This window comes from Teredinibacter purpureus, assembly GCF_014217335.1.
Lineage (GTDB): Bacteria > Pseudomonadota > Gammaproteobacteria > Pseudomonadales > Cellvibrionaceae > Teredinibacter > Teredinibacter purpureus.
Genome location: NZ_CP060092.1, coordinates 2,835,418 through 2,861,105 on the forward strand (window position 1 = coordinate 2,835,418; position 25,688 = coordinate 2,861,105).

Sequence of the window (25,688 nt, forward strand, 5' to 3'; positions counted from 1 at the left end):
ATAAGTGTCTACACTATTATGGTGTTGTAGTGTTGGTAAACAGGAAGGGTTAAGGGGGTCAGAGTAGGTAATGTTATGTGGAAATTCGCTGTATTAGTGGTGGCGCTTTTGGCGACACCTGCGATGGGCCAAATTGCTGGGACCATTAGTGTGTACACCAACCGAGGCGATTTGGTGCGAAATGGCAACTTTAAGCGCTGGGTTCGCGAGTTCGAGGCAATTTACCCCGGTACAAGTGTACGAGTAACATTGGTCGAGCGGTATGGCGAAGAAATGGCTGAGCGTTTTGAAAAGCGTAGCTATGGTGACGTGATATTGGTTCCCACCGATATGCCAAAAGAGGCATACCCCAAATTTTTTCTACCGCTCAATGATACAGGCTTGTCGAGCAAAGTGTATTTTGCTAACAGTTGGGCCTACAAAGAACAAGAATATGCCTATACACAGGGGGTGAGCGCAGAAGGGCTAATCTACAATAAGCGTGTATTGGGTTTGGCTGGGGAGACGGAACCCCCATTAACCGTCGACCAGTTATATACGCTTTGTGAAAAAATAAAGGCGAACGGTAAAACGCCTATTTTTTTGAATGTTGGTGCAGGATGGCCGCTACAACAATGGGATAAAGCGGTGATGCAGCTATCAGAAAACGGCAACTATTATGAATCCATGCTCACTCAGGCTGCCCCGTTTTCCGCAGGCCAGCCGTATGAGACATCGCTTGGTATTGTCAATAAGCTATTCAAATCCGGTTACAGTGAACCGGATTTCATTCACGATCAGTGGCAGTCTTCGAAAGTGGCTTTTGCTGCGAATGAAGGAGGTTTATTTTTCTTGGGTAGTTGGGCAATCCCTCAACTTATTGAGGCTGGAATTGCATCTCGAGACATAGGGTTCGTACCCTTCCCTGTGGACAACACTGAACAAGCAAAAGGGATATTGAATTTTGATTGGGGTATAGCCATTAGTCGGTTCAGTAAAAACCCACAAACGGCGAAGGCTTGGCTTAAGTTTTTTTTAGAACAGTCAGATTTTGCCGATGTTTCAGGTTTTATTCCCACCGTAAAATCTCGTCAACCAGGGTTGGCGCAGCTCTCTGAATACATGGGTTATAAGCCCAAGGTTATTCAGACTGCATCCTATAATCCTGGCTTTCTACGTCTAGCGAATAAGGCCGGAATGGACTTTATGGGAGGGAGTTACGTGAGGAATATATTACTCAGTCCAGACTTCGATGGCAGCATGGCCTACTGGAACAAGCGGTGGAGTCAAGCGCTCGCAAACTTTCAATAAGTTTATTTCTAGGTTTTTACCCATATGAATGTGAGTTTAGTATCAAAGGTGGTTCTTGGTTTCTCCACCGTCATATGCCTGCAGTTTCTTGTCACCAGTTTTGGTATTTATGGTCAGTCGCGCGTTCAGGCGCAGTATGCAACTACCACAAATACTATTTTCCCTATGCTTCAAAAGAGCTCTTTACTAACACTGCAAGCACAGCGTGCGGCCCAAGCGGTCAGTATGCATGCGGCCCAAACTCAAGAATCGGCGTTAAAACCCTTAAGGGCGGCATATGAAGCTGCGATAGAACGGTACAGTATAGAGGCTGATGAGATTCGACGCATAGCCAAAGATCAACCGGAATTTATAGAAGCGATTGAATCAGCTATATACAGTTCGAATAAAGCGTTTAAAACCGGGCAGCAACATTTAAACGGGCATAGCCAATATACGGTTACAACCGAATTAGAATACCGAGCGTTAGATGACTTTGAGAAAACATGGCAGTACTTCACTGCAGACTTAAAGGATACACGATTCGTGCTGCCTGATGGCGAGCTGCCTGCTAGATGGTTATTGGAATCTCTCGAGCAGGATGCAAACGAAGCGGCTGGGCTATTGACCCGTATTCCATCGCTGCGGGAAAAAGACAAAATGGATCAAGCTGCCAAGCAGCTTATTTATTACTGGAAGAATGTAAAAGCTAAGCATACCTTAATGGTCGAGCGTTTTCCCATTATGGCGAAAGGGTTAGAACGATACGTCGCGCTTCTTAATCGCCACATTATTAGTGATGATGGTGTAATGAAACAACAGGGTATACGCTTGAATATAGCGGAGAATAACGCGTTATTATTGGCACAATTAAGTGAGGAATTAGACGTTACCATTGAAAAGCTAAATAGCCTCAATACTGCGTTGAGTAAACTCGCGGACGAGTCCTCTAATGATACCCGTAGTATTTTGAATAAAACCCAACGCATTATGATTGGCTCTTTAGTACTGGCCATTGCAATCGGTATTTTTGTAGCGTTAATGGTGGTAAATGGTGTGCGTAAGCCGTTACTCGAGTTGGTGAAACGTTTAGAGCGATTGGCTGAAAATGACTTATCGGATATTAGTACGCATCAAGCGAACGGTGAGTTTGACACTATCGCAAAGTCACTTGACGCTTTAACACGAAACTTATCGACGATAATTCGAGAAATAAAAAATCAGAGTAAAGACTTGTCGCAATTGGCAGACCAAACCTTCGAACAAAGCGCTGAATCTCGTAAAGAAGTGGATAGCCAGAGAGAGCAAATGAGCACTCTGGCGTCGGCCGCTACAGAAATGGAATATTCCGCGAAAGATGTTGCCAGTGACGCGAGTAAAACTTATGAGGTCGTGGGGGACCTTGTGCTTACGGCCCAGAACGGGCAAAACATTGTTGGCGGTAATAAAAAGCTTATCAACTCGCTTGAAACTGAACTGAATAAAGCGGCGCATGTTGTTGATCTGTTGCGCGAAGAATCAGACAATATTGGCTCTATTGTATCCGTTATTATTGGTATTGCTGAACAAACTAATTTGCTCGCGTTAAACGCCGCTATTGAAGCGGCGCGTGCTGGTGAGCAAGGGCGAGGTTTTTCCGTGGTTGCCGACGAGGTGCGCGCGCTTGCGAATAAAACACAATCCTCAACGTCAGAAATTATTGGGATAATTGATAGTCTCCAGAATAAGTCGGCGGAGGCCAATGCGATTATGGAAAAAAATAGATCTACCGCTAAAGCCTGCGTAGAGCAATCGGATTTAACCTCTGACTCTCTTAGTGATATCTTGTCGGGTTTGAATAAAATAAATACGATGACTTCATCGATTGCCACGGCTTCCGAACAGCAAAGCCGTGTCACCAGCGACCTTGCAGAAACAGTAATAGAAATTTCAACTATGGCCGAAGGTATCCAGCGGCAAGCGGTAAAAATGCAGGTCTCAAGTGAAAATCTCCAGGAAATGGCCAATCACCAAAACAACTTAACCGATAAGTTCTTATTGTAGACGGTGCGTAGGAAAGTGTATTCCCCTTGTTTAACGGCTGAGAGCACAAAATTCGAAGCGCTAAAGGTTCAGTCGTTCATGTTCCTGAACTACAGTCTTCGGTTTGTTTTTTCGTTCCAATAAAAGTACCGTTTATTATCATCACGTCGTGAATATTTTACTGTGACGACTAGCTAAGGGCATGCAATGAGTAAGGGTATTGCTGTTTGCCTCACAAGTCTGGTTTTGGGTGGGGCGGCTATCCTTATAAGGCGGTAGGTTAAAGTTGTTCATTGATGACGAATGTAGGTGGGTCTATTTGTAGTACCTGTATGTAGTACTCGTATAGTCGCAGCTCAACAGTGTTAGCCGTTGGAATCCGCGAGCAGATGCTTCCTTAAAGAGATATTGTATGCGCTATACCCTAAGGAAAATAGGGTTAAGTTATTCAGTTCGGATATAGTTATTGTCATTCGTCCGGTTGAATTTGGAATAAGGATTGGATGATATACAGGTAAAAGCCAATTCTTTCAGTAATTTGGCGTGTTAAAGGTTTACTTGTAATCCTTTCGTTGGCCTAATACTGCGTAGAAGATTTGTATTCCTTTAAGCGAAATGACTTCTATAATTCTTGGTGTTGTGACACGTAAAATTCAATTAATAATGAGTGTCTTCCGTTTGATTCAATGCTGAAATATTTGAGAGAACCTTAGGGTTCGCCTTCTCTTTGTGTATCCAACAAGAAATACTTCATTTTTTGGGGTAACAATAATAAATACGTTACGCATAGATATAATATGCTCGTTTGCATAATTTCCCGCGCAGTTTTGCTTTAAATTACTTAAACACAATGGTTTTACGTGGGTGCGTGATAAACCGCTTAGCGGGTAAGTAATCAGTGGGTTAATTAAGAATAAAACGTAAAAACCAGGTTCAATTCCGTCAGTTGTGTCAGTTGTGTCAGTTGTGTCGGATTCGTCTTTATAACTATGAGAAAAAATTCATGAAACAAGCTACTTCAAGATATTTATTGTTTTGGGTGTTGTTAGGTGCAGTATTTGGGAGTACGTCGCAAGCTCATGCGGCGACGTGCGAATATTTGATTAGCAATCAGTGGGAGGGTGGTTTTACAGGCGCCATTCGTATTTCAAATGATGGTTCTGCCGCGGTGAATGGTTGGGATGTTTCTTGGGAGTATGGTAATGGCTCTGCTGTTACTAGCTTATGGAATGCAACTTTAAGTGGTTCTAACCCCTATAGTGCTAGTCCGTTGAGTTGGAATAGTAATATCGCTGTCGGGCAATCGGTAGAGTTTGGGTTTCAAGGTACTCAAACTAACGGCTCAACGGCTGAGATACCTGTGATTACAGGTAGTGTGTGTGGAGCAAGCAGCAGCTCTTCAAGTGTGAGTTCTTCGTCTAGCGTGTCATCTTCTAGCAGTTCTTCTTCATCTAGCGTTTCGAGTTCGTCTTCTGTAAGTAGCTCAAGCTCTTCTGTAAGTAGTTCATCTTCTGTTAGCAGCTCAAGCTCGTCTAGCAGTAGTGTATCTTCTAGTAGCTCTTCTTCGTCTAGCGATGCTGAAGTTTCGATTGATTTAGAGCGAATATACCCTAATTTGTTATTTTCCGATCCGACGGGTTTGTTTCAGGCGCCTGGCGACAATAGTCGTTGGTATGTACTAGAAAAAGCCGGCTCACTTTATTGGTTAGATGCGAGCAATACTAACGCGGGTGCAGCGAATATCTATATTGATTTGCAGGACGAAACCGATAGTAATAATGAAGGTGGTTTGCTAGGTATGGCGTTCCACCCTGATTACCAAAATAACGGTTATGTCTATATCTCTTATACTGGTGCAGACGATTCTAACGACTTTTCACAAATATCCTATGTGACGCGTTTTACAGAATCTTCTGCAGGCGTATTGGATGTTAATTCACGACTCGATATTCTCACGTTGGGCCAGCCATTTAACAACCATAATGGTGGGCATATAGCGTTTGGTCCGGATGGCTACCTTTATATTGGGTTCGGCGACGGCGGTTCAGGTAACGATCCATTCGACAACTCTCAAGACACTCAAGAATGGTTCGGTAAGTTTTTACGTATAGATGTTGATAACGGCTCTCCTTATTCAATTCCTTCGGATAACCCCTTCGCCACTGAAGGTGGTGCGCCTGAGGTTTTTGCTTACGGCATGCGTAACCCGTGGCGTTGGAGTTTCGATTCCGAAACTGGCGAGTTATGGGCTGGAGATGTAGGGGAAGGTCGTTTTGAAGAAATCGATATTATTGTTAGCGGCGGAAACTACGGTTGGCGTTGCATGGAAGGCCCTGAGATCTCAAGCAATGATTGTTCTACTGGCGGGCCTTATGTTGAACCTGTTGTTTCTTACGGCCGTTCGGTCGGTGAAACGGTAACAGGAGGCTATGTTTATCGTGGTTCTGCTATCGACGGCCTATATGGGCAATATGTATTTGGCGACTACACGAAGGGTATTATTTGGAATCTTGTTCAGAATAATGGTGGCGATTATGAAATGAATGAGCTACTGGACAGCGATGTGTGGATTTCACATTTTGCAGAAGCCAATGATGGCGAGCTTTATGTTGTTGATTACTATCAAGGTGGTTTACATAAAATAGTGTCCACGACTACGTCTAGTAGCTCTTCGTCTAGTAGCTCCGTGTCAAGTAGCTCTGTATCGTCATCGAGTAGCGTATCCTCCAGTAGTTCTAGCTCTTCTGTCAGTAGCTCTAGCTCTTCTGTGAGCTCAAGTTCGAGTAGTGTGAGTTCAAGCAGCTCTAGCTCAGTGGCTGGTGGACAGTGTGATTGGTATGGCTGGATGTTAGCGTTGTGTGAAAATACTACGACTGGTTGGGGTAACGAAAATAATCAGACGTGTATATCAAGAGATGCTTGCGGCGATCGTATCGTGAATTAAGGCGTTGAATGGCCTAATAATAATTTTAGGCCAACTTAACCCCAGTATTTTCCCGCTATCGGTAAATACTGAGGTTGCTCTATTTTTCCATTGAGCGAATAATTTCTAAAAACTGTTTTCTCAGTTTTAATTTCAATATGTCTTCTGCCTCTAGGCGTTCTGATGTGTTTTTTTGCATGGCGGACAAGCTTTTCTTAAGTGACTTCTTTTCAATTCCTGAGTCAATTAGCTCACCAATTTGGGCGAAACTGGTTTCCAGTAAATCTTTTGAGTTTTTTATCTGCGTCTCAATACCCTGATCAACATCGTTTGCAATTAGCCTTAAATAACGTGAGTATGAGCTAAGTTTTTTCGCGTTTTTGTTGTTCGACTGATTGGAAAACATTTTTTCTGATAGTTGGTCTATAAATTTCAAAAAATCGATAACGTCACGAAACTCACTCTTTATGTTTTCTTTGGTTGCGCTAAGCAGTTGCCCTTTCACATTTTTGAGCCTGAATTTAAGTGTTTTCCCCTCTCCTCCGAGATTGGTTTCACCGATGACCATATTATTGATTATCACCTTTTCGCGAGTACTCATTGCACCGCTATCAGATAGGTGGATTTCTCTCTCGGGCGTACTTAACCACATGTTGGGTTTGCAACCCATATCTTCGATATTCTGAAATACTACAACGGCAAGGTCTTCTGCTGAATTAGCTTGTATAGATTCGTTGTAATAAGTTAGGAGGCGGTTGTGTTCTTTTGCTCGATCAAGGGAGTCGTCCAACTCCATTTGAAGATCTTGTAAATTATTTTGTAGTTTGTCTATGTCATTTTTAGCGTAAATATCGGCGTCTTGTTCTTTTTTGTCCTTTGTTGATTTTAGTTTTGAGTGTAATTCCTCGATTTCTTTTTCTAGTGTTTCAATGCAGCCATCAGATTCCCTCACGTGAGATTTTAGTTTTGTGATAGTCTGCTCTTGGAATTCTTCTATTTTTTCACTTTTGTGGTTTTTTTGCCTTAGCTTACCGAGTTCTGTATTGAGCGTGTGGATAGAGCCGTCTTGATCCTTAAGTAAATCCCTTAACCGTGTTATTTCGCGTTCAGATATATCTTTTACCTGGTTGGCAAGATCGTCGATTTCATTGCTGTCATTGCTGTCATCCTCAATGTTCTTGAAGGTGATTAGCGGTTTTATTTTGTCGTGTCTTTCATTGTCTTCCAGTTTCGATAGGCGATCTTTAAGTTTTGAAACCATTTTTTCCAAGTATAAGTTTTTATTTTTAAACTCCCGTATTTCATATTGAGCTTCCTTTAATCGTAATGTGTTTTCAATGTCCTCTTCTGTGGTTCCAGATTCGCTTTGTTTGATTAGTTGTGAAATAACAATTTCGGCGTTATTGGCTTCTTCGTTCTGAAGATTGATGGAGGAGTGGAGTTGTTCCATTGAGGTTATAGAGTTTTTTAAGCATTTTTCAGTGTTGGGTTTTTCTGGGTTCTCGTGGCTGTTTTCATAGGAATTTATAACGTTTTCCATTTTTTCCATGTATTGGCCAACAATGGCCTGACTTTTATAGTTATCTCCAATGCTGGGGATTATGTTCTTGATGTCTTTAACGGTCTTTTCGATGACGGCGGGATTGGTGGATTTTGATTTTAGTTTCTGAATGCGATCACTTAGTAGGGATATTCTATTTTCCAGTTCGTGCACATGGTTTTCTTGCCCGTATACCTGTGGTAAGAATAGTTTAAGGAGCCTGTTTAGGCCGGTGTTTAATACGGAGAAGTAGTTGTCTGAATTTATTTTTTTGTCGAGCGCTTTGTTCTCGATGTTTAGGTAAGCCGTGCGTAATGCGACAACTTTATTGTCGAGAATGTTTTTTTTGTTGTCCGATATTTTTAAGTGTTTCTTTGTTTCAGCTATTTGGTCTCTAATAAATTGTAGATAGTCTTTGTTTTGTAGTATCGGGGATTCTGGGTTTTGTTCCTTTGAGGTTTTTTTTGTTAAAAGATAAGCATTAAAAGACAGGCTTATCATTAGCAAAATAAATTCGGCGTAAATGAAGTCTGATAGCGTTACGTTGGTTAATGCTTCCATTCTGATTAATCTTTAATGTGTACTTTGAATGTAATACTGCCGTTTTTGCTCAAGTCTGACTGAGACTCCAGTACGCATACCGAGTGGGACCCTGATTTACGCTTTATATTGCCGGTAAAGTTTAGGTGGTTTCCATGTAAAAATAGGTTTAGAAATTTTCGGCGTATTAGATCTGAGTCCTCCTCTTCGAACATGTCGGAAATATCCATATGCATGTAAATATTTTTCTCGAAAGATGATCTGTAACCAAGTATTTCCAGGGCTTTTTCATTCCAGGTGGTAATTCCCGACTCGTTATTAAACTCAAAGGTGGAGGATTGCCATTTTTCTTTTTCGTCTGGTGGCGTTTTTGTTGTATTTTTTCTTGTCTTCTCTTGTTTTGTTTTGTATTGGATTTCAAATTTATCGCCTAATCTAGAAGAAATGGTTTCCATGTAATTGATAAAAGAAAAGAAATTGCTTGGCGTAGCGGTGGAAGCATCATTTTTCCCTAATACCGTCATTATTCCCCATGATCGATTATTTATTTTTATCGGGAAATGAAATGATATTTTTAAAGTGTCTCGTTCGTCTTCCGAAAGAAATGCTTCTGGGTATTCATGGTCAATGCATCGGTTTTTATCGTCTAGAAGAGAGAATGATCGTGTCTCGCCTGACGTGTATTTTTTAGAAATAAGAAAGTGTTGACCATCTTTGGCAGACTTTATTCGTGAGAATATTACGAGTTCGATAAAGTTCGAGAAAAGAGGGGATATAGTCATTATCTTATCCAAATTGGATTCGATTATATCGTTTGTCCATTCATAAAAATTGGAAAGTAAACTTTTCATGTAGTTGGCGTTGTATAACGATTGTAATTCAACACATGTCGCAAGGTAGGCATCTTTAGAACTTTCGTTCTCGGTAATGGGTGTAATTAGTTTGGGTGTTATTTGATGTAGACGTGGTGTCGCAGTGCCAGCAGTGAGTTGTTCGATAAGGTTAATGCTTTGGTGGGCCATTAGTAATACATTTTGGTCAATGCTGGCGATCTCTGGTGATATAACAGGGGTCATAGGAATAGAGTCGAAAATGACAATATCGAGGTGTCCGGGTTGTATTTCGGTATGTTGCTTCACGCACTGGTGGAACCCAATACCGGTTAACCCTGACCCACAAATAATGCCGGTTGAATTACACGAGCGCTGTATAAATTCTTTACAGGCGTCTTTTCCACTTTCTATGTCTACAGAGTTAACGGTATAGAGTAATTCCTCCGTGGCTTCTAGCCCGTCAGCCTCTAATAGGTCTCCAATGGCTTCGTATCGTTTTCGGATGTCATAGTTGGAAAGGTCTCCTACAAAAGCAATTGTTGTATGACCAAGAGATTTCAGGTGTTCGTACGCAAGTTTGCTGCCTTCTGCATGATCTGAACATACGAGCGGAATGGTAAGGGGGAAATAGTCGTATGCAATCGATACCGTGGGGATATTTTCTTCGAGCAGATGCGAAGCGAACTCTGGACTTACTGAATTTCGGAGAAGGATAGCACCATCAAGTTTGTCTATATTAATACGAGAATTGTAGTGGGCGAACCCTCCGGTAGCGATGCCAACAAATTCGTGGTTTTTCAGGGCGCAAAGTTGACGTATTTGGTTTGTAATTTCTCCATGAAACGGCCCCTGAAATTGAGGAGAGAAAACACCAATTTTCAGCGCATGGGTTTCTGACATGAAGTGTGTCCCTCATAGGGCGAATGGCGATGCTGATCGTAAGAAAGGTATGTTCAAGTTATAGCTTATTTTTGCTTTTTTCACACTGATTGTGTGTGTATACGAACGCATGAGGGGGGTTGATTTTGGTGCCATTGTCACGCATTTGGCATGTTGAGGAGGATTGACTGGTATCTATGGGTGGCGTTGCGTCAGTAGGGTTTGTGGTGATGACGCGAATAGTGGAGCCAGTCGTGAGAGGAGGCGCTAAACCAATTATTAGTGGGGGGAGTTGTGCGGGAGCAATTAATGTATAAGACTTTTTGTTGGTTGGTAGCAGCCGGTTGCTAGATTTTTGCGCAACCGGCTAACGGGTTATCTACCCTTGGTGATCAAACTGTTGTGGCGGCGCTGCTGCAGGTTTGTACATGCCGTAGAGAAAATGCAGTTTTCGGCCGTGAAAGTTAATCGTTTAGGGAATGTTTAGAGCATTTGTTTGGGACCAAAGTGAGGCCATTCGGGTTTGGTCTTTCAGCTCAAGGTAACGAACTTCAAATGGTGCTGTAATATCAGCTTCGGCTAATTTTTGTGGCGAGATATCAAGTTCAATTTCACCGTTAGCATCTAACCATTTTGCCGCCGAGACCATGACGCCTGCTTTTTTGTTGCCGTTGCTGTCATTGCCATAAATAACGGCACTAACCGCATAACGACCTGCTAATGCTGTCTCTATGTCGAACTCCAGCGTCAGTCCTTCGGTTTTGCGTAGTGGTTTACGAATGTGGACGTCGCCGGAGAAGCGTGCGGTCTTTGCTGAAAGCGAAAAGGCTACGGCTGCATCACGTAATACTACAACATCGCCACCTTTATGCTCTGAGGTGATATGTAATTCCCAAAGTCCCGCAGCGTTTGAAGACAAACCTTTGGTATCGATAACTGACGATACTTGACCGTCAATGATATTAATTTTCACCGGGATTTTAGTAGCGGCTCTAGGAGAGACGAGATACCCATTTGCAGAGACAATGTCTAGGTGAGCGGCACCTTTGTGTAACTTTACATCCGCTTTTAACTTGTCACCCTGTAGTAGGTTGGTATTCGCAACAGTTAGATCGAGAACGGTTTTACTATTGGTTTCGAACACATGTATTGCGAAATCTCCGTCGAGATTGGCTAGCTTATTGACACGAAGTTCGATAGGTGTGGCTGCACCTCTAGATTTTAATCGCATTGCAAAAACATCTCTTGCACTTGGCATACCGGCCGCGTTCAATTCGTTTCTGTCAGCAACGATATCGAAGGCTTTGCTACCGCTTATCCATCGCCCATTTTCCTTCAATTCCAATTGGTCGGCTCTAAAGCTTTTGGCGTTGGATTGCGACACCACACGAACAATAGGCGATTGAGAGGATGCAGGAATGATAATACCGCTAGCCAATTTATTGCCCTTAACGTGCATTTTAAAACTGCGACTAGAGCTGGTATAACTTGGCTTTATGGCTGATTCTATTGCCGACCCGTTGCCGAGTACTTGAACAAATGTGACGGTTTCTTTGTTCATATTAATAGACGGCATTTCTACCGTTTGTAAGCGGCTTTCAATGGTTGTGCTTCCTAGGTCGCTTGCCTTAAGCGGAAGTATTTTGGCTTTGTAGGTAGTCTTCGATTCACGCGCAATGTCTGCGCTATACGACACACTGGAGAAAGTAGCAACAATCACTGTTAGGGACGTTACAAGTATGCTATTAAAAATTACATTTAGCTTTATAGTCATTTTCAAGTCCTTATATGTCATTTCTTAAGATAGTGTCGAGATTAAAACATTTACGCCGGCTTTGATTATGACTAAGCGGTTCTCGGCCTTTTGTTTTTGATTTATCTCTAAACCAAACAGTTCCTGCAGCTTCTTGGCTTGAACAGTCTAAAAATCCATCTGAGCAGCTAGATAACCACGCTTGGGTTATTTCTAATCCCAAATTTTCGGTGTAACCACCGCAATAGCTATCGGAATCCCAAATGGCTGTTTCTACATCTGTGCCAACAATTGATCGAAAACTTTTTGGAAGAGACGGTCTGCCGCTGGTGCCGAGCAACCAAGAGCTATTGTAGGATGCCATCCATGATGGTTGCTGCATTCGAACCCCGTTGTTTGCGTAGCCTAGCAACCAGCCCAAAGAGTTTTCGAAAACATTTCCTGAGATTACGGCTTCTGCCAATGGTGTTCCTGCACTAGAAGGCGCTATGGCATTAACCCAGCGAATTTTATTGATAATGTCGGGGTAACGAGAATCCCATGTTGGGTTTGACATAATCCAACGTATAACATTACCGCCATTTGAATGGGTTATAACGACCAAATCAGTGATGCCCTCACTCGATATAAAGCTGGTTAACTGTCCGGCTAGACAGCCTGCCGCTGGGCTTGTCCACATATATTCTTCAAAGCTGCAATTGATGACTGCATACTTACTTTGATCGGGTAAACCAATTTTTACTGAATTTACAAATTCGGATTTCCAGTAGTCATTTAAAGCGTCAGTTTGGTTCCCTGTTCCGTGTACAAATGCAACACCTGTATTCGATGCAGCATTTAGACTAAAGGTTAAAAAAAGAATGGAAAAAATAATTCTTATCATAATATCGCCCACATTAATAATTTAGTGTATTAGTTATTACGTTAAATATTGTTGTAGCCAATACACAGCTAAAAAATATTGAAGCCGTTTTATCTAAGCGTGTAGATAAAAGGACATAACAATCGCCTCAACTTAAGTGACAGTCATTACGCGGCAGCATGATAACAACATAATTTCTGAAGAATGTAGCTTAATAAATGATGATTTCTTTACAGGCTACTATTGGTGCCAAAACGTGTATTTTTAGACAATACTACTTCACATAAAGAGTGAGTGAGAGTTGTATGCATTTATTGGTGGAGTTTAAAGGGGAGAGGTATTTGCGGAAGGTTTAATTTTGATAGACGAGGCTGATAGGTTTTATGGTCTATTCGAGAGATAAAATAACGGTAAGACCACCTGAAGTGATCTTACCGTTATTGTTTAGCTGTTAACGGTTTACGCTACGTTAGAGGGCGGCGATTTTACTTTTTTGTTCCGCTAATGTAAGGAGTGCCTCTTTAAATGCGGCGAGCCTATCTTTTTCTTTTTGAACGACGTCAGCAGGCGCTTTGTCGACAAATTTGGCGTTAGACAGTTTTCCGCTCAGACGGGCAACTTCTTTTTCTATTTTGTCGCTTTCTTTTTCTAGCCGAGCGAGTTCGGCGTTTTTATCGATTAACCCAGCCATAGGGACCAGGATTTCCAGTTTACCCACTAGGGAGGTGGCGCAAAGTGGTGATTCGTCGGCCTCGCTTAGCCATTCGATACTTTCTAGGGATGCTAATTTCTTCAAGAAGGGAGCGTTGCTTTCTAGGCAACGTTTATCGTTGTCGTTACCATTTTTGAAGTACACGGGCAATTGCTTGGCCGGTGCGATATTCATTTCGCCTCGAATGGTACGCACACCCAAGATCACACTTTTTAACCATTCGATGTCGGCTACTGATTGAGCATCTATTTTGCTGTCGTCGGCTTCAGGATAGCGGGCATGCATTATGGTATCTCCGCTAACGCCGGCTAATACGTTGACTCGCTGCCAAATTTCTTCGGTAATGAATGGCATGAGCGGGTGCGCTAGGCGCAAAATGGTTTCGAGCACGCGAATAAGGGTGCGTCGTGTGCCTTTTTTAACGAGGGGGTTCGCATTGTCGTCCCATAATACAGGCTTGGTTAATTCTAGATACCAATCACAGTAGTCTTTCCAAATGAAATCGTACAGGGCTTGGCTAACGAGATCGAGACGATAGATTTCCATGCCGTCTGCTACGGCTTTTTCGGTCTCTTGTAAGCGAGAGACAATCCAGCGATCGGCGAGTGTTAGTTGGTAGTCGGTACCGTTGTCTTGGCCACAATCTTCGCTTTCGGTATTCATTAGTACATAATTTGAGGCGTTCCATAATTTGTTACAAAAATTACGAAACCCTTCAATTCGGCCAACATCGAAATTAATATCGCGGCCTGTTGAAGCAAGAGAATAATAGGTGAATCGCAAAGCATCAGTTCCGTAGGGCGCAATACCTTCCGGGAATTCTTTGCGGGTCATTTTGTCTATTTTTTGCTTGAGCTGGGGGACTTGCATACCGGCCGTGCGTTTTGCTACCAGCGTTTCTAAGTCGATTCCGTCGATTAAGTCAATGGGGTCGAGTACGTTCCCTTTGGATTTGCTCATTTTTTGGCCGTGGCTGTCGCGCACTAAACCATGAACGTAAACGGTATTAAATGGTATTTCTTTTTTGAAATAGAGCGTAAGCATAATCATACGCGCTACCCAGAAGAAAATAATATCGAAGCCTGTTACTAATACGGACGATGGGTGGAAGGTTTTAAGGAGCTCGGTGTCTTCTGGCCAACCAAGTGTACCGAATGTCCATAACCCGGAGCTAAACCAAGTATCTAGTACGTCATCATCTTGTTTTAAGGTAAGGTCATCAGCAAGTGAGTGTTTTGTTCGCACTTCTTCTTCGCTGCGCCCCACATAAACATTACCTGCGTCGTCGTACCATGCTGGTATGCGGTGTCCCCACCAGAGCTGTCGAGAAATACACCAGTCTTGAATATCTCGCATCCAGGAGAAGTACATGTTTTCGTACTGCTTAGGTACAAAGTTTACGTCACCATCTTCAACACATTTAATGGCTTCGTCGGCAAGCGGCTGAGTTTTAACATACCATTGATTGGTAAGGTAAGGTTCGATAACCACGCCACTGCGATCGCCATAAGGAATTTTTAAGGTGTGATCGTCAATTTTTTCGAGTAGGCCGAGGGCTTCTAGGTCAGCAATGATTTGCTTTCGTGCAGCAAAACGATCCATGCCTTGGTAGCATTGCGGCGCATTGCTGTTGATTTCGGCATCGTCGTTGAAGATATTGATCATCTCCAGGTTGTGCCTTAATCCCATTTCGTAATCGTTAAAGTCGTGAGCTGGGGTGATTTTTACGCAGCCCGTGCCAAAATCTTGGTCTACGTAGTCATCAGCAATGATCGGGATCTTACGGTCTACAAGTGGCAAAGTTAGGGTTTTGCCTATGAGGTGTTTGTAGCGTTCATCATTTGGGCTTACGGCCACGGCGGTATCGCCAAGCATGGTTTCTGGGCGTGTAGTGGCGACAGTAAGATGCCCGCTTCCATCAGAGAGTGGGTAGCGGAAGTGCCACATATGGCCTTGCTTTTCTTTGCTAATAACTTCTAAATCTGAAATAGCGGTGTGCAGCTTAGGGTCCCAGTTAACGAGTCGCTTGCCTCGGTAGATGAGTTTGTCGTCGTAGAGGCGAACGAACACTTCTTGTACGGCTTTATTAAAGCCTTCGTCCATGGTGAAGCGTTCACGGCTCCAGTCGGGGGAGGCCCCGAGCCGGCGTAGCTGGCGAGTAATGTTACCGCCAGATTCCTCTTTCCATTCCCATACTTTGTCTATAAATTTTTCGCGGCCTAGGTCGTGTCGCGTTTTGCCTTCGGCATCGAGTAAGCGCTCAACGACCATCTGTGTTGCAATCCCCGCATGATCGGTGCCCACTTGCCAGAGGGTGTTACGGCCTTTCATTCGATGGTAGCGAATGAGTGCATCCATGATGCTTTCTTGGAACCCGTGCCCCATATGCAGGCTACCGGTGACATTCGGTGGTGGAATCATGATGCTGTAGGGTTCTCCTTCGCCGCTAGGGGCGAAATAACCCTTGGATTCCCAATTTTGATACCACTTTGTTTCGATTGCCGAAGGCTGATACGTTTTTTCCATGGGGCTAGCTTATTGCACCTTGTGTTACAGGGATCTAGAGGTAACTCACATGATGATTACGATTGACCAATAAACCTGTAATGACCGCTTTTAAGCGATGCCGTGCGGGCTTGTGCCAAGGTGAACTATTGTGAGAACGAAATGAGGCGAGATTATACCCTGCTCGCAACGAAGTTGCAGCGTTGTGTAGGTGTTTTTCTATCGTTATTCGGGCGATTGCTGTGCTAGCAGTAGACGTAACTTTTCACGCAATTCTTTTTCAATTTGAGGTAGGTATTTAGCAACGAGTTCATCCATTAGGGCAGTATCGGTGGTCGAATCAAAAGGATCCATTGTTTGCGCTAAAGGGGATTCTTTTGTGTTCGTCACGTTTCGATCGCGAGCGCGCGATCTGGTTTTGCGCGTAGCGGTTTTTTCTGCTGTGTGTAACGCAAGGAGTGGGTCAGAGGGTTTTTTACGGGAAATTTGCGTTAGTGATGTTGGATCGTTTAGCTGCTCGTCAAATAGAGACTGCTGGCCTGGCAATACGTGTGGCGCTCGCAAATAAGCTGCGATGGTTTTCGCAGGCTGTTTGTTGAGGCGTTTGGTGGGAGCTGCAGAGTCGATACTTATAGGGAGGGCTTGCATTTGCTCGTTTATTTCAGATGGCATTTTTTCTGCGTCAGTTCCTAATAGCGACGATCTAACCTCTTCTAGCGCGCGCAGAAGGGAATTTCGTGTAAGTGGATTTTTCTTTGGCGTTTCAGCGCTCAAGTAGAAGTCCGTCCGATATCTTTTGTGCCCGCCTATGGTAGCGGTTAAGGGCGTGGCTGTTAAGCCTAATTAACCGTTTATACCGTTTTTGAGAACACTATACCTACACATTTTTGTTTAAAAATAAAGCAGGTAAAGCGTGCAGTTAAGCCTTTTACTGGCGTGTTGTCCGCAAACATTCACTGTAGGGTACAGTGATATTTCTAATAGAACACGCCACCACCTAACCGTTACTATTACGTTGCGGCTAATTTGGCCGGAAAAAAGATATATGGAGAGGGATGTAGGTATGTGTATTGTAGGAATTAAATGGGCGGTGAGATCGGCTGCTGTTGTACTGGTGTCAATCGCGCTTACCGGTTGCTTTGAGATCGAAGAAGATAATGCTGAGCTTGTTGCTGAAATGAAAGAGCAGAATCGTTTGCTTGCGGAGCAACAGCCAGCAACTGACGAGACGGCAACAATAATGCTTTACGGCACAGTTGTTAACAGCGCTTCTAGTGATTCTGTCGATGGCGTTACGGTGCAGATTAAAGTTGGGCCCAATTGGCAAGAGCCTATTTCTTTTGAGGGTGGTTCATTTGAGTTGGCGGGCTTGGAGCCATCGTCGGATTATGAATTGATGATTAAAAGCCCGAGCGGGGCTTTTCTCGATAGGGTTGTAATCGGTTCTACCCGTGAAGCGGGAGCTACAGAGGCGTACCAAAATTTGGGCGTCATTGCTGTTGCGCCAGGTGTAGTACAGGTTATTGCAGCGATGGACAGCGAAACGCATGAACCTGTTCAAGGGTTGGAATTTAAAGCCTATTCTCACGTTGGCGGTGGATCAGAGGCAGAATTTTATGCCCACCGGTCAGAGTTTGATAGTGAAACAGGCCTGTATTCGATTACTGTGCCGCAAATGCCCTTTGGCTCTATTAGCGTAAGCCTCGATTTAAATGGCGATGGTTTCGCGAACTATTTACCCCGCAATGGCTATAGCGGTGCTGTGATCCATCATTTTTCAGTAGGTCAGTTGGTTGGAGAAGAATATTATTTGTCGCTTGAGCAAATAGATGGCACAGGCATTGAAACACTGACTTTAAATGTTTCAGTCTTTGGCCTTCAGGGTAGTGTTGTATCGGGTGCCCCTGTAAGTGTAGATGATGATTTAAATCGGAATGTCGAAGGGATTTATAGTGAGTCCACCGAACAATATTCCCTGACTGTGCGATTATACGATTCATTATCGATTTTTATTCCATCGTTTACTTCTGAGGGCACACATTATGGTAGTTCCTATCTAGCTATCTACGATACTGATACCGAAAATTATTACCGTGTGAACGGTTATGGTAGTGGCATTCCTAGTTATTATGTTACCGCGGTCGATGGCTCGCTTAACTTGGTTATGGAACTGTTCACTATCCAAGAAGATTCAGATTTAACGAAAGTCTATAGCACGTTAAATGCTAGTAGCCCTACTTATACCGGTAAAGTGTATTACTCCAGTGGAATAGAGCTGTTAGATGATTCTGTTAAGCTTTACCGGAATGATGTGGTGTCGGTTGTACGTGGGAGTGATAGTGAGGACGACTTTATTCTAGGGGGAAGAACGAGTATTAGCGCTGCTAATGTTGAGGAAGAGGTCGCGAGCAGTGTAAGTTTAGGTAATACGTTGCTCACCGTAGATGCGGTAAATTCGTTAACAGCGGGTAACGTTTATTCTTATCAAGTAGGGAATCTTGTGGATGAAGCGTCTGATGCTGTGGTTGATGTGGCATCCGACAACTTGTCATTTTACGTTGCAAGCGTAGAGCCTTTTAGTTTTGCGGACGTGATGCTAGATAACAATAATTATTGGACTAACGGTAACAGGATTACGGCTGAGACAACGGCGGGTGTTGCGTCAACGAGGTATGAGCGCTCAGAAACTGCCTACCTTTATTTCCCCCAGTCGATTGAGGGGTTGAAGAGTTTAACGCTTTCGATGCGGCAAATTACCTCTAATGGTACTGTGAGTGACCAAAGTTATATTCTTACGGTTGTGGAGAACGGCGTGGTTCAAATTGGTCGAATGGTCTATCCAGTAACGTTGGCCTATGAAGAATCTCTCTCGGGAAGTATCTACCCGATCGTAAGAACAGGTACAGCTTTGCCGGAAGGGGAACTTCGGTATTCTGCATATGCGGGTGCGTCTTATCGGCAAGATAACAAGGCGACGTCTAAAAATACGATTCTTTACGAGTATGTTTATGAAACCGCAGATAGTGAAATTGTAACGGGTTTAATTGAACTTCCCATTCACTAAGGATTAATGGCGGTTAACGTGTAATGTAAGCCCTGCTTTTAAGCAGGGCTTTTTCGTTAGAGCGTGTGACTATTGAGTTGGTACCCTCGAGCTTTATAAAAGCCATAATGTTGTCGTGTGACCGTGAGTATGGCGGTTTCTTGCACAACAATTTCAGCTAATCGTTGGTAACGACTGAATTCTGGGGGAATTGCCTCCCGTAAATTGACCAGCAAATCGTGGTGATTTGGGGTGTCTCCCGCGTGACTAATCACAACGGGAGATTGTTCAGCATACTCTTCTCCGAGAATGTAGTGCGGGATAAACGATTCAGGGCGAAAGTTCCATAGCATTGCATCCAGGGTGCGTGTTTCTTCTTCACTGTTTGTTGCCACCATTACCCTGTTGCCTTTTGTTACGGCTTTATCAATTAAGCGGCAAGCAAACATGTGTCGATCAGAAACTAACAGCTGTTTGAGAATATAAAAGTCAATACGCGTCATTTTAGGTATTCAACAAATAATTAACCAGTAGGGCTACTGGTCGACCGGTAGCCCCTTTTCTTGCGCCAGAGTGCCACGCAGTACCGGCAATATCCAAATGTGCCCAGTGGTATTTTTTTGCGTAGCGTGAAAGGAAGCACGCAGCTGTAATACTGCCGCCGGGCATGCCGCCTATATTGGCCATGTCGGCAAAATTGCTATCGAGCTGTTTTTGGTATTCATCCCATAGCGGCATTTGCCAAGCTTTATCGTTGGCGGCTATACCGGCAGAGAGTAGTTTTTCGGCAAGAGGCTGGTGGTTGGTATAGAGGGCCGAGGCGTGGTTACCCAATGCAACAACGCAAGCGCCCGTGAGTGTCGCGATATCGACAACTGATTTGGGTTTGAAACGTTCGGCGTAGGTGAGAGCGTCACATAGTACGAGTCGGCCTTCGGCATCGGTGTTTAGTATTTCAATAGTTTGCCCAGACATTGAGGTAACAACATCACCTGGTTTAGAGGCATTGCCTGCGGGCATATTTTCGGCAGCGGCCACAATTGCTACAACATGCACTTTCGCTTTCATGTCGACTAAGGCTTTGATACTGCCAAAAACACTTGCCGCACCACACATATCGAATTTCATTTCATCCATGCCTGATCCAGGTTTTAAGCTAATGCCGCCGGTATCGAACGTTACACCTTTACCCACAAGTACATGAGGCTTGGAGTTGGCTGCGCTAGTGCCTTTATACTCCATGATGATCATGCGACCCTCTTCGGAACTTCCTTTGGCGACGGAAAGAAAAGCCCCCATGCCGAGTTTCTCCATTTGTTTTTGATTGAGATCTCGGGCTGTAAGCTTTTTATTGGAGTTGCTCGCCAGTGTTTTTGCTAGATTGGCCAAATACGTGGGCGTACAAATATTGGGCGGTAAATTACCCAGTTCTCGAGCCAAGTTAATCCCTGCACCCAGTGCCGCGCCGCGGGCGAGGGCAGTTTTAGCAGACTTCGTTCGGGCACTATCGATAGAGGCGTACACAATTTTAGTTAATGCGGGTTTTGGCGCAGGTTTGCTTTTGGTTTGGCTGTAGGTATAAAAAGACTTCTCTAGTGCTATGGCGAGTTGCTCTGTAACCCAGCTAGTGTCAACGCATTCATCAGCGTGGTTAATGTCGATATTTTGCGTGAAAATGTCGTCTATGTAGACAGTAGCGTCTTTCACCGGTGATTGTTTAAGGCCTGTAGCCAATGACGTAAACGCGTTTATTAGGTTGTCAGATTTGATGGCGTGTTGTTTATTGCTTACGGGCTTTCCTAATTGAACCAACATTACGCGCTGATAGGGCGTGTTGCCGAGAGGAAGCGTTATCCAGCGTTTGTGGCCTGCGCTCAATTTGAGGTCTTTTTGGTCGATTAGAGCAGAAAGTGCGCCGCCATGCTGTTCATCAAGGATTTTGGCACTCGGCAGTAGAGTGTTCGCAAACGCGAAAACCACGGCACAGCCGGTTTTTTGTGAGAGTACATCAGTTTTTTTGGTAGAGAATTGCATATCGCGGATGTCCAAAAATGAGTTCAAGATGGGCGAAGTGTAAGCGTTCGTTTTCATTGCGGCAAATCTGCTAGAATTCCGCCTTTAATCCTTACCGTTCTGGGCTTTGATTATCGATGATTATTTTCCGTTATTTAGCGCGCGAAGTATTGGCTAGCATGTTTGCTGTCAGTCTTGTGTTGTTGATGATTATTATTAGTGCGCGATTTGTAAATTATTTGGCGGAAGCGGCAGCTGGAAAGTTGGATGCAGGTGTATTGCTCACGCTAATGGCCTATCGATTGCCTGCCTATCTGGAACTGATTCTTCCGCTTGGTCTGTTTATTGGTATTCTGTTTGCCTATGGCCGGTTATATCTCGACAGTGAAATGACGGTATTGCATGCGTGTGGTATGAGCCAGCGACGCCTAGTGGCATTTACAACGGCTTCGTCATTCGTCGTGGCCTTGGTGGTGGGTTTGTTTAGTTTGTATTTAGGCCCTGAAGGCGTTAGAGCCTCGGAGTCATTGTTGGCCGAGCAACGGAGCCGAACGGATTTTGAGACACTAAAACCAGCGAGATTTCACAATTTGGATAATGGAACAGGGACGAGCTATGCCGAGTCTATAAGTGACGATAAAAAGCAATTGCGTCATGTATTTATGGCAAAGGTATCACCTATCGAACCGTCACTGGATTTAACCTCCGCACGTCAAAGTGAAGTGGATTTGGCGGTCGTTACAGCGGCCTCAGGTGAAACGGTGATTGATCCGGAATCTGGGCGTAAGTACCTTTTATTGAAAGAGGGTCGCCGTTATATCGGTACGCCGGGCGATGTTGACTATCGTATAGTTGCTTTTTCGAATTACTCCCAACTTTTACCCGAACCTGATTATGCCGTAAAGCCTAAGCGTTTTACCGATGGCCTAACAACGCGAAAGCTGTTGGATGAATCTAGCCCTGAGGCGTGGGCGGCTCTGCAATGGCGGTTTTCGATGCCGGTGTTAGTGATGGTTGTTGGTTTTCTCGCGGTTCCCTTAAGCCGCACTCAGCCTAGGCAAGGGCGTTACGCGAAAATGCTGCCCGCCGTTGTGTTGTATATGATTTATCTTGTGTGCGTCAATGCCGCGCGTGGTGTCATTGAAGAAGGAGAACAGCCGTTTCCAGGTATTCTTTGGTTGGTTCATGGTGTGTTTTTTACTTTTGGGCTTATATTGCTGGCAGAGAAACGCTTTATTTTTCGCCGTAGCGCTAAGGTTGTGGGGTGCGGGAAATGAGAAAGCTCAAACGGTATATCGCGCAACAGGTGTGGGGCTCAGTATGGGGCGTGCTGTTGGTTATTGTTTCTTTGGATGCCATTGCCGATTTAGTTGATCAATTGAGTCAGTTAAAGGGCGACTATAATTTTGCCGAAGCCTTCATTTATGTTTTGTTGTATGTTCCATCAAGTATTTATGATTTCCTACCATTGGCGGCGTTAGTTGGATGTCTTATTGGCTTGGGCGTTTTGGCTAATTCAAGTGAACTCGTTGTTATGCGTGCGGCGGGCGTGTCTATCCGACAAATTATATGGGCAGTAATGCGTCCAGTATTTATCTTTATTTTTAGCGGTGCTTTTTTGGGTGAGTTCGTTGCCCCTTATACCGATCAGTTTGCTGATAGTCGCCGAGACTTATTGCAAGGGCACGAGAAAGCGCTACAAAGTGAGCGTGGGCTTTGGTTTAGGGAAGGCAACGAGTACATGCATTTTAATGCGGTGCTACCGAACGGTAAGCTATACGGTATTACACGTTACCTATTTGATGATCAGGGTCTGTTGGTGCAGGCTAGCTTTATTCGATCAGCCATTTATCAGGGTGATTATTGGTCTGAGCAAGAAGGTGAGGTGACGTACTTCGAGAAAGAGAGTATTCGTCGAGAGGAATTTTTAACCCGCCACTGGTATACGGAGGTGTCGCCAGATTTACTGAATGTGCTGGTATTGGAGCCTGACGAGCTACCCATGCAGCGGCTGCTTACGTATGCCAATTACCAAGAAAAACAAAACATTGATTCCAGCGAATACCGCTTAGCCTTTTGGCAAAAAGCGTTGCAGCCTTTGGCTACCCTCAGTTTGGTTATGATCGCTATCTCGTTTATTTTTGGCCCGTTGCGGCAAACCACCATGGGATTCAGAGTATTTATTGGTGTGATTGTGGGGCTTGCTTTTCAAACAAGTCAAAAATTACTGGGGCCCATTTCGATAATATCGGGTTTTTCGCCCATGTTTGCCGTGATGATTCCCATTCTTGTGTGTTTTCTTGTTGGCTGGGGGCTGGTTAAGCGGTCTAGTTAATCTTTACCGCTTCTTTTTACGTGGTGGTGTCACAATGACACGTGTATTACTGAATTTATCGTGAAGGCAGTCTCCGTTCTTATCAAGAATGTGCCACCAGTAACCGGCACCCACCATCATTAGCGACAGTATTGATAGGGGGGCTCGCAAAAAACTTTCCTTAAGCGTTGGTTTTTTTATCGCGTCGTCAAGTTCAAGGCTAATGACTTGTAGTCGCCAAGCTCTCATTCCTGCGGTTTGCCCTGCCTTTCTCCAGAAAAACACATAGAACCCCATTAGAGTCGTTAACCAACCGAGAAACAATGCGATATTTCCCAGTGTTGAGGTGACCATTGGTTGATACTCTCCAGCACTGGCATCGCCCTTAATGAGTGTTATCACTAAGGTTATAAGGCCACCGTAACCCATGCTTAAGGCAAGCAAAAGGAAGCTGTCATACACCATTGAAGCGAAGCGTCTCCAGAGAGGGGCTCCTTTGTTGGGGGCTAGAGTGAATTCTTGGGTCATATGGCCATGCTCGTAATTGGATGGCGGCATTTTACGGATAATTGGTGTTGTGCGGTAGGGGATCACACTGGAATGGTTAAAAACACTTTTGTAGACAGTAACCGTGCGCGGTTTCCTGTCCATAAAAAAGCCCCGCACTAAGGCGGGGCTAGAGGTAACAGACGTTTTGGGGGCGCGTCTGTATTTGGGGCCAAGTTACCTTGGATTAACATTAAAACTTGAAGGTCATACCAAGGCGGATGCGTTCTCCAGAAAGTTCAAGCGTGTAGTCTTGCCATACATTAGTGATATCTCCGGTTAGAGGCTGCTCCATCAGGTTACTTTGCATTTGTGCGCGTCGTGTTAAAAAGTGCGTAAAGCCTGTTTTTAATATTTTGGTGACGGCTTTGTTGCCAGACCAAGTATTGAATTCACTTTGAACGAGCCATTGGCTGTTTAGGATACGCATTTCGCGATTCATGCTGCTATCACGGCGTACTTGAGCGGAGGCGAATAGGGCCTCATCATCCATCATGTGGACCGATAGAATTTCAATTTGTGTCCGTTGATTTTCGCTATGAACGTTGTCTTTATCATCATCCCAAAAATCGGCAAGGCAAGGGCAACAAATGCCCAGTCCGCATAAAGCTAGTGCAAGCTTTGTACAGCACAATTTTAAGCCTTTTAGAAAAGTTGAGATCATATTTGAACGCCTTCGTGTATGAGTTGATGTGTCCAGATTACTGGTTTGGAGGAAATAAAAAAGGTGTCCAGTTAGAACAATTAGCAATCCAACATTCCAGTATTAGGTGAAATTGGTCACGTTTTGGACGCTGGTAGGGTGAGGGTGTTTCAAGACTAGAATCGAGGGGTTGGTAGCTACTAACTTTCTGGTGTTTGCTTACGCCCAAAAACCCATTCTTTATTATGATTTTATTTGTATTTAGGCGACATTATACGAATAAAATATAGTAACAAAGTGTTGGTTGTTGAGTTTTTGACCTTTTTTCGACGTTGGGTATTTGTTGGGAGGGGGATGGGTGATTTAGCTATGGTTGAAGGTTATGACGTTGTTGTCGTCCGCGTCGGGCTGGCCGAGCGTAATTTCGCCTTTTCGTACGAGCGGTGCCGATTCTCGACGGAGATAGACCTGAGGGTGTTGTTTCTCGCCTAAATAGCTGCCGTTGGTACTGCGGTCCTCATAAATGAACTTACCGCGATGAAACGAAATTATACCGTGTAACCGAGAAACTTTAGGGTTGCGAATTACGCACTGGGCGACAGCGGGATCACGACCAATGGTGAGAGGGTTATCGGCCGAGGTAAAGAAGAAGCTTTCGTTATTAATGGTTATTTCAATTTCATTGGCAAAACGTGTGCGGCTGTTAATGTGAGTGCCGGTAACTTGCGTAATACTGAGGTCGGCGTGACTTTCTTGTTGCCAGTTTAGCCGATATACCAGAGCCTTAGTTTCGCTGCCTTTTAGTACTAGACGGTCGTACAGTTCGCAGTAATTCAGCAGCCAATAGGGCATTTCCTCGTACATGGTTTGATCCATCAAAATTTGTTTGCGCTGCGCTGCGCTAACCAAGCTAGCCGCTCTGTTCACTGTATTGCCGAAAACATCGGGGCCATCAAACACGAGATCTCCAAATGCTAAGCCTGTTCGTATGGCGCGTTTTTCATCCTGCATTTTAAGGTTGAGCGCAATCGATGATTCTCCCGCGCATTCGGGGTCGTCAAATACCACCATTATTTCATCGCCAATAGTTTTGACGAGTTGCCCTCCGTGGGCATGCACAACTTGAATCATTAAGGTCATCAGACGATCAATTTCGCGCTGAGCTAAGTTGTTGCCTAATTCTTGGTAAATGGCAGAACTCCCCACAATGTCGGCAAAAAGTACGGCGTGATAGCCGTTTTTCTCGACAATAGGAATATCGGGGTCAATTGTGGGGCTGGGGCCAGTCATT

The 25,688-nt window shown here is 44.2% G+C and carries 17 protein-coding genes; 6 read left to right on the top strand and 11 right to left on the bottom strand.

What is annotated here, in order from left to right; translation table 11 throughout:
- The first annotated feature begins 75 nt into the window (after window positions 1–75).
- The 3 genes from H5647_RS12480 to H5647_RS22170 all read left to right on the top strand — a co-directional run bounded on the left by H5647_RS12480 (window position 76) and on the right by H5647_RS22170 (window position 6,235).
- Window positions 76–1,290: an ABC transporter substrate-binding protein gene (locus tag H5647_RS12480; RefSeq protein ID WP_045858955.1), complete on the top strand. Its 1,215-nt coding sequence runs from the start codon at window positions 76–78 to the stop codon at window positions 1,288–1,290.
- A gap of 24 nt (window positions 1,291–1,314) precedes the next feature.
- Entirely contained in the window at window positions 1,315–3,312 is a 1,998-nt protein-coding gene (locus tag H5647_RS12485; RefSeq protein WP_045858957.1) for a methyl-accepting chemotaxis protein, read from the top strand.
- 982 nt (window positions 3,313–4,294) lie between these two features.
- Entirely contained in the window at window positions 4,295–6,235 is a 1,941-nt protein-coding gene (locus tag H5647_RS22170; protein ID WP_052692046.1) for a PQQ-dependent sugar dehydrogenase, read from the top strand.
- Window positions 6,236–6,314: 79 nt separating this feature from the next.
- On the opposite strand, the gene H5647_RS12505 is transcribed toward H5647_RS22170, so the two are convergent.
- The 6 genes from H5647_RS12505 to H5647_RS12530 form a co-directional block, all read right to left on the bottom strand.
- Entirely contained in the window at window positions 6,315–8,315 is a 2,001-nt protein-coding gene (locus H5647_RS12505; protein ID WP_045858960.1) for a hypothetical protein, read from the bottom strand.
- A gap of 5 nt (window positions 8,316–8,320) precedes the next feature.
- Window positions 8,321–10,027 (bottom strand): substrate-binding domain-containing protein, encoded by a 1,707-nt coding sequence (locus tag H5647_RS12510; RefSeq protein ID WP_045858963.1) that lies wholly within the window; start codon window positions 10,025–10,027, stop codon window positions 8,321–8,323.
- A 451-nt stretch (window positions 10,028–10,478) separates the two neighbouring features.
- Window positions 10,479–11,780: a DUF4785 domain-containing protein gene (locus H5647_RS12515; protein WP_162926386.1), complete on the bottom strand. Its 1,302-nt coding sequence runs from the start codon at window positions 11,778–11,780 to the stop codon at window positions 10,479–10,481.
- Between the two features lie 10 nt (window positions 11,781–11,790).
- Window positions 11,791–12,642 carry a hypothetical protein gene (locus H5647_RS12520; protein ID WP_045858967.1) on the bottom strand — a complete coding sequence of 284 codons (852 nt, stop codon included), beginning with the start codon at window positions 12,640–12,642 and terminating at the stop codon, window positions 11,791–11,793.
- 448 nt (window positions 12,643–13,090) lie between these two features.
- Window positions 13,091–15,859 (bottom strand): valine--tRNA ligase, encoded by a 2,769-nt coding sequence (locus H5647_RS12525; protein ID WP_045858969.1) that lies wholly within the window; start codon window positions 15,857–15,859, stop codon window positions 13,091–13,093.
- 204 nt (window positions 15,860–16,063) lie between these two features.
- Entirely contained in the window at window positions 16,064–16,510 is a 447-nt protein-coding gene (locus H5647_RS12530) for a hypothetical protein (protein ID WP_162926387.1), read from the bottom strand.
- A 391-nt stretch (window positions 16,511–16,901) separates the two neighbouring features.
- Between H5647_RS12530 and H5647_RS12535 the strand changes: the two genes are divergently transcribed.
- Window positions 16,902–18,902 (top strand): hypothetical protein, encoded by a 2,001-nt coding sequence (locus tag H5647_RS12535; RefSeq protein WP_045858973.1) that lies wholly within the window; start codon window positions 16,902–16,904, stop codon window positions 18,900–18,902.
- Window positions 18,903–18,958: 56 nt separating this feature from the next.
- Here H5647_RS12535 and H5647_RS12540 read toward each other — a convergent pair whose 3' ends face one another.
- Window positions 18,959–19,384: a DNA polymerase III subunit chi gene (locus H5647_RS12540; protein WP_045858974.1), complete on the bottom strand. Its 426-nt coding sequence runs from the start codon at window positions 19,382–19,384 to the stop codon at window positions 18,959–18,961.
- Window position 19,385: 1 nt separating this feature from the next.
- Window positions 19,386–20,915 (bottom strand): leucyl aminopeptidase, encoded by a 1,530-nt coding sequence (locus tag H5647_RS12545; protein ID WP_045861353.1) that lies wholly within the window; start codon window positions 20,913–20,915, stop codon window positions 19,386–19,388.
- 116 nt (window positions 20,916–21,031) lie between these two features.
- On the opposite strand from H5647_RS12545, the gene lptF reads away from it, so the two are divergent.
- Both lptF and lptG read left to right on the top strand, forming a co-directional pair.
- Window positions 21,032–22,171 (top strand): LPS export ABC transporter permease LptF, encoded by a 1,140-nt coding sequence (lptF, locus tag H5647_RS12550; RefSeq protein ID WP_045858976.1) that lies wholly within the window; start codon window positions 21,032–21,034, stop codon window positions 22,169–22,171.
- Window positions 22,168–23,229: an LPS export ABC transporter permease LptG gene (lptG, locus tag H5647_RS12555; protein ID WP_045858978.1), complete on the top strand. Its 1,062-nt coding sequence runs from the start codon at window positions 22,168–22,170 to the stop codon at window positions 23,227–23,229. Before lptF ends, lptG begins: the two co-directional genes overlap by 4 nt.
- A 3-nt stretch (window positions 23,230–23,232) precedes the next feature.
- Here the strand turns inward: lptG and H5647_RS12560 are convergent, their stop codons facing one another.
- The 3 genes from H5647_RS12560 to H5647_RS12570 all read right to left on the bottom strand — a co-directional run bounded on the left by H5647_RS12560 (window position 23,233) and on the right by H5647_RS12570 (window position 25,687).
- Window positions 23,233–23,859 carry an RDD family protein gene (locus H5647_RS12560; protein ID WP_236074881.1) on the bottom strand — a complete coding sequence of 209 codons (627 nt, stop codon included), beginning with the start codon at window positions 23,857–23,859 and terminating at the stop codon, window positions 23,233–23,235.
- 88 nt (window positions 23,860–23,947) lie between these two features.
- Entirely contained in the window at window positions 23,948–24,418 is a 471-nt protein-coding gene (locus H5647_RS12565) for a hypothetical protein (protein ID WP_052692047.1), read from the bottom strand.
- A gap of 342 nt (window positions 24,419–24,760) precedes the next feature.
- Window positions 24,761–25,687: an adenylate/guanylate cyclase domain-containing protein gene (locus H5647_RS12570; RefSeq protein ID WP_045858982.1), complete on the bottom strand. Its 927-nt coding sequence runs from the start codon at window positions 25,685–25,687 to the stop codon at window positions 24,761–24,763.
- Between the last annotated feature and the right edge of the window lies 1 nt (window position 25,688).

Bases quoted from the DNA above. Each gene is read 5' to 3' on its own strand.
- H5647_RS12480 (WP_045858955.1), top strand. From the start codon at position 76: ATGTGGAAATTCGCTGTATTAGTGGTGGCGCTTTTGGCGACACCTGCG.
- H5647_RS12485 (WP_045858957.1), top strand. From the start codon at position 1,315: ATGAATGTGAGTTTAGTATCAAAGGTGGTTCTTGGTTTCTCCACCGTC.
- H5647_RS22170 (WP_052692046.1), top strand. From the start codon at position 4,295: ATGAAACAAGCTACTTCAAGATATTTATTGTTTTGGGTGTTGTTAGGT.
- H5647_RS12505 (WP_045858960.1), bottom strand. From the start codon at position 8,315: ATGGAAGCATTAACCAACGTAACGCTATCAGACTTCATTTACGCCGAA.
- H5647_RS12510 (WP_045858963.1), bottom strand. From the start codon at position 10,027: ATGTCAGAAACCCATGCGCTGAAAATTGGTGTTTTCTCTCCTCAATTT.
- H5647_RS12515 (WP_162926386.1), bottom strand. From the start codon at position 11,780: ATGACTATAAAGCTAAATGTAATTTTTAATAGCATACTTGTAACGTCC.
- H5647_RS12520 (WP_045858967.1), bottom strand. From the start codon at position 12,642: ATGATAAGAATTATTTTTTCCATTCTTTTTTTAACCTTTAGTCTAAAT.
- H5647_RS12525 (WP_045858969.1), bottom strand. From the start codon at position 15,859: ATGGAAAAAACGTATCAGCCTTCGGCAATCGAAACAAAGTGGTATCAA.
- H5647_RS12530 (WP_162926387.1), bottom strand. From the start codon at position 16,510: ATGCCATCTGAAATAAACGAGCAAATGCAAGCCCTCCCTATAAGTATC.
- H5647_RS12535 (WP_045858973.1), top strand. From the start codon at position 16,902: ATGTGTATTGTAGGAATTAAATGGGCGGTGAGATCGGCTGCTGTTGTA.
- H5647_RS12540 (WP_045858974.1), bottom strand. From the start codon at position 19,384: ATGACGCGTATTGACTTTTATATTCTCAAACAGCTGTTAGTTTCTGAT.
- H5647_RS12545 (WP_045861353.1), bottom strand. From the start codon at position 20,915: ATGCAATTCTCTACCAAAAAAACTGATGTACTCTCACAAAAAACCGGC.
- lptF (WP_045858976.1), top strand. From the start codon at position 21,032: ATGATTATTTTCCGTTATTTAGCGCGCGAAGTATTGGCTAGCATGTTT.
- lptG (WP_045858978.1), top strand. From the start codon at position 22,168: ATGAGAAAGCTCAAACGGTATATCGCGCAACAGGTGTGGGGCTCAGTA.
- H5647_RS12560 (WP_236074881.1), bottom strand. From the start codon at position 23,859: ATGGACAGGAAACCGCGCACGGTTACTGTCTACAAAAGTGTTTTTAAC.
- H5647_RS12565 (WP_052692047.1), bottom strand. From the start codon at position 24,418: ATGATCTCAACTTTTCTAAAAGGCTTAAAATTGTGCTGTACAAAGCTT.
- H5647_RS12570 (WP_045858982.1), bottom strand. From the start codon at position 25,687: ATGACTGGCCCCAGCCCCACAATTGACCCCGATATTCCTATTGTCGAG.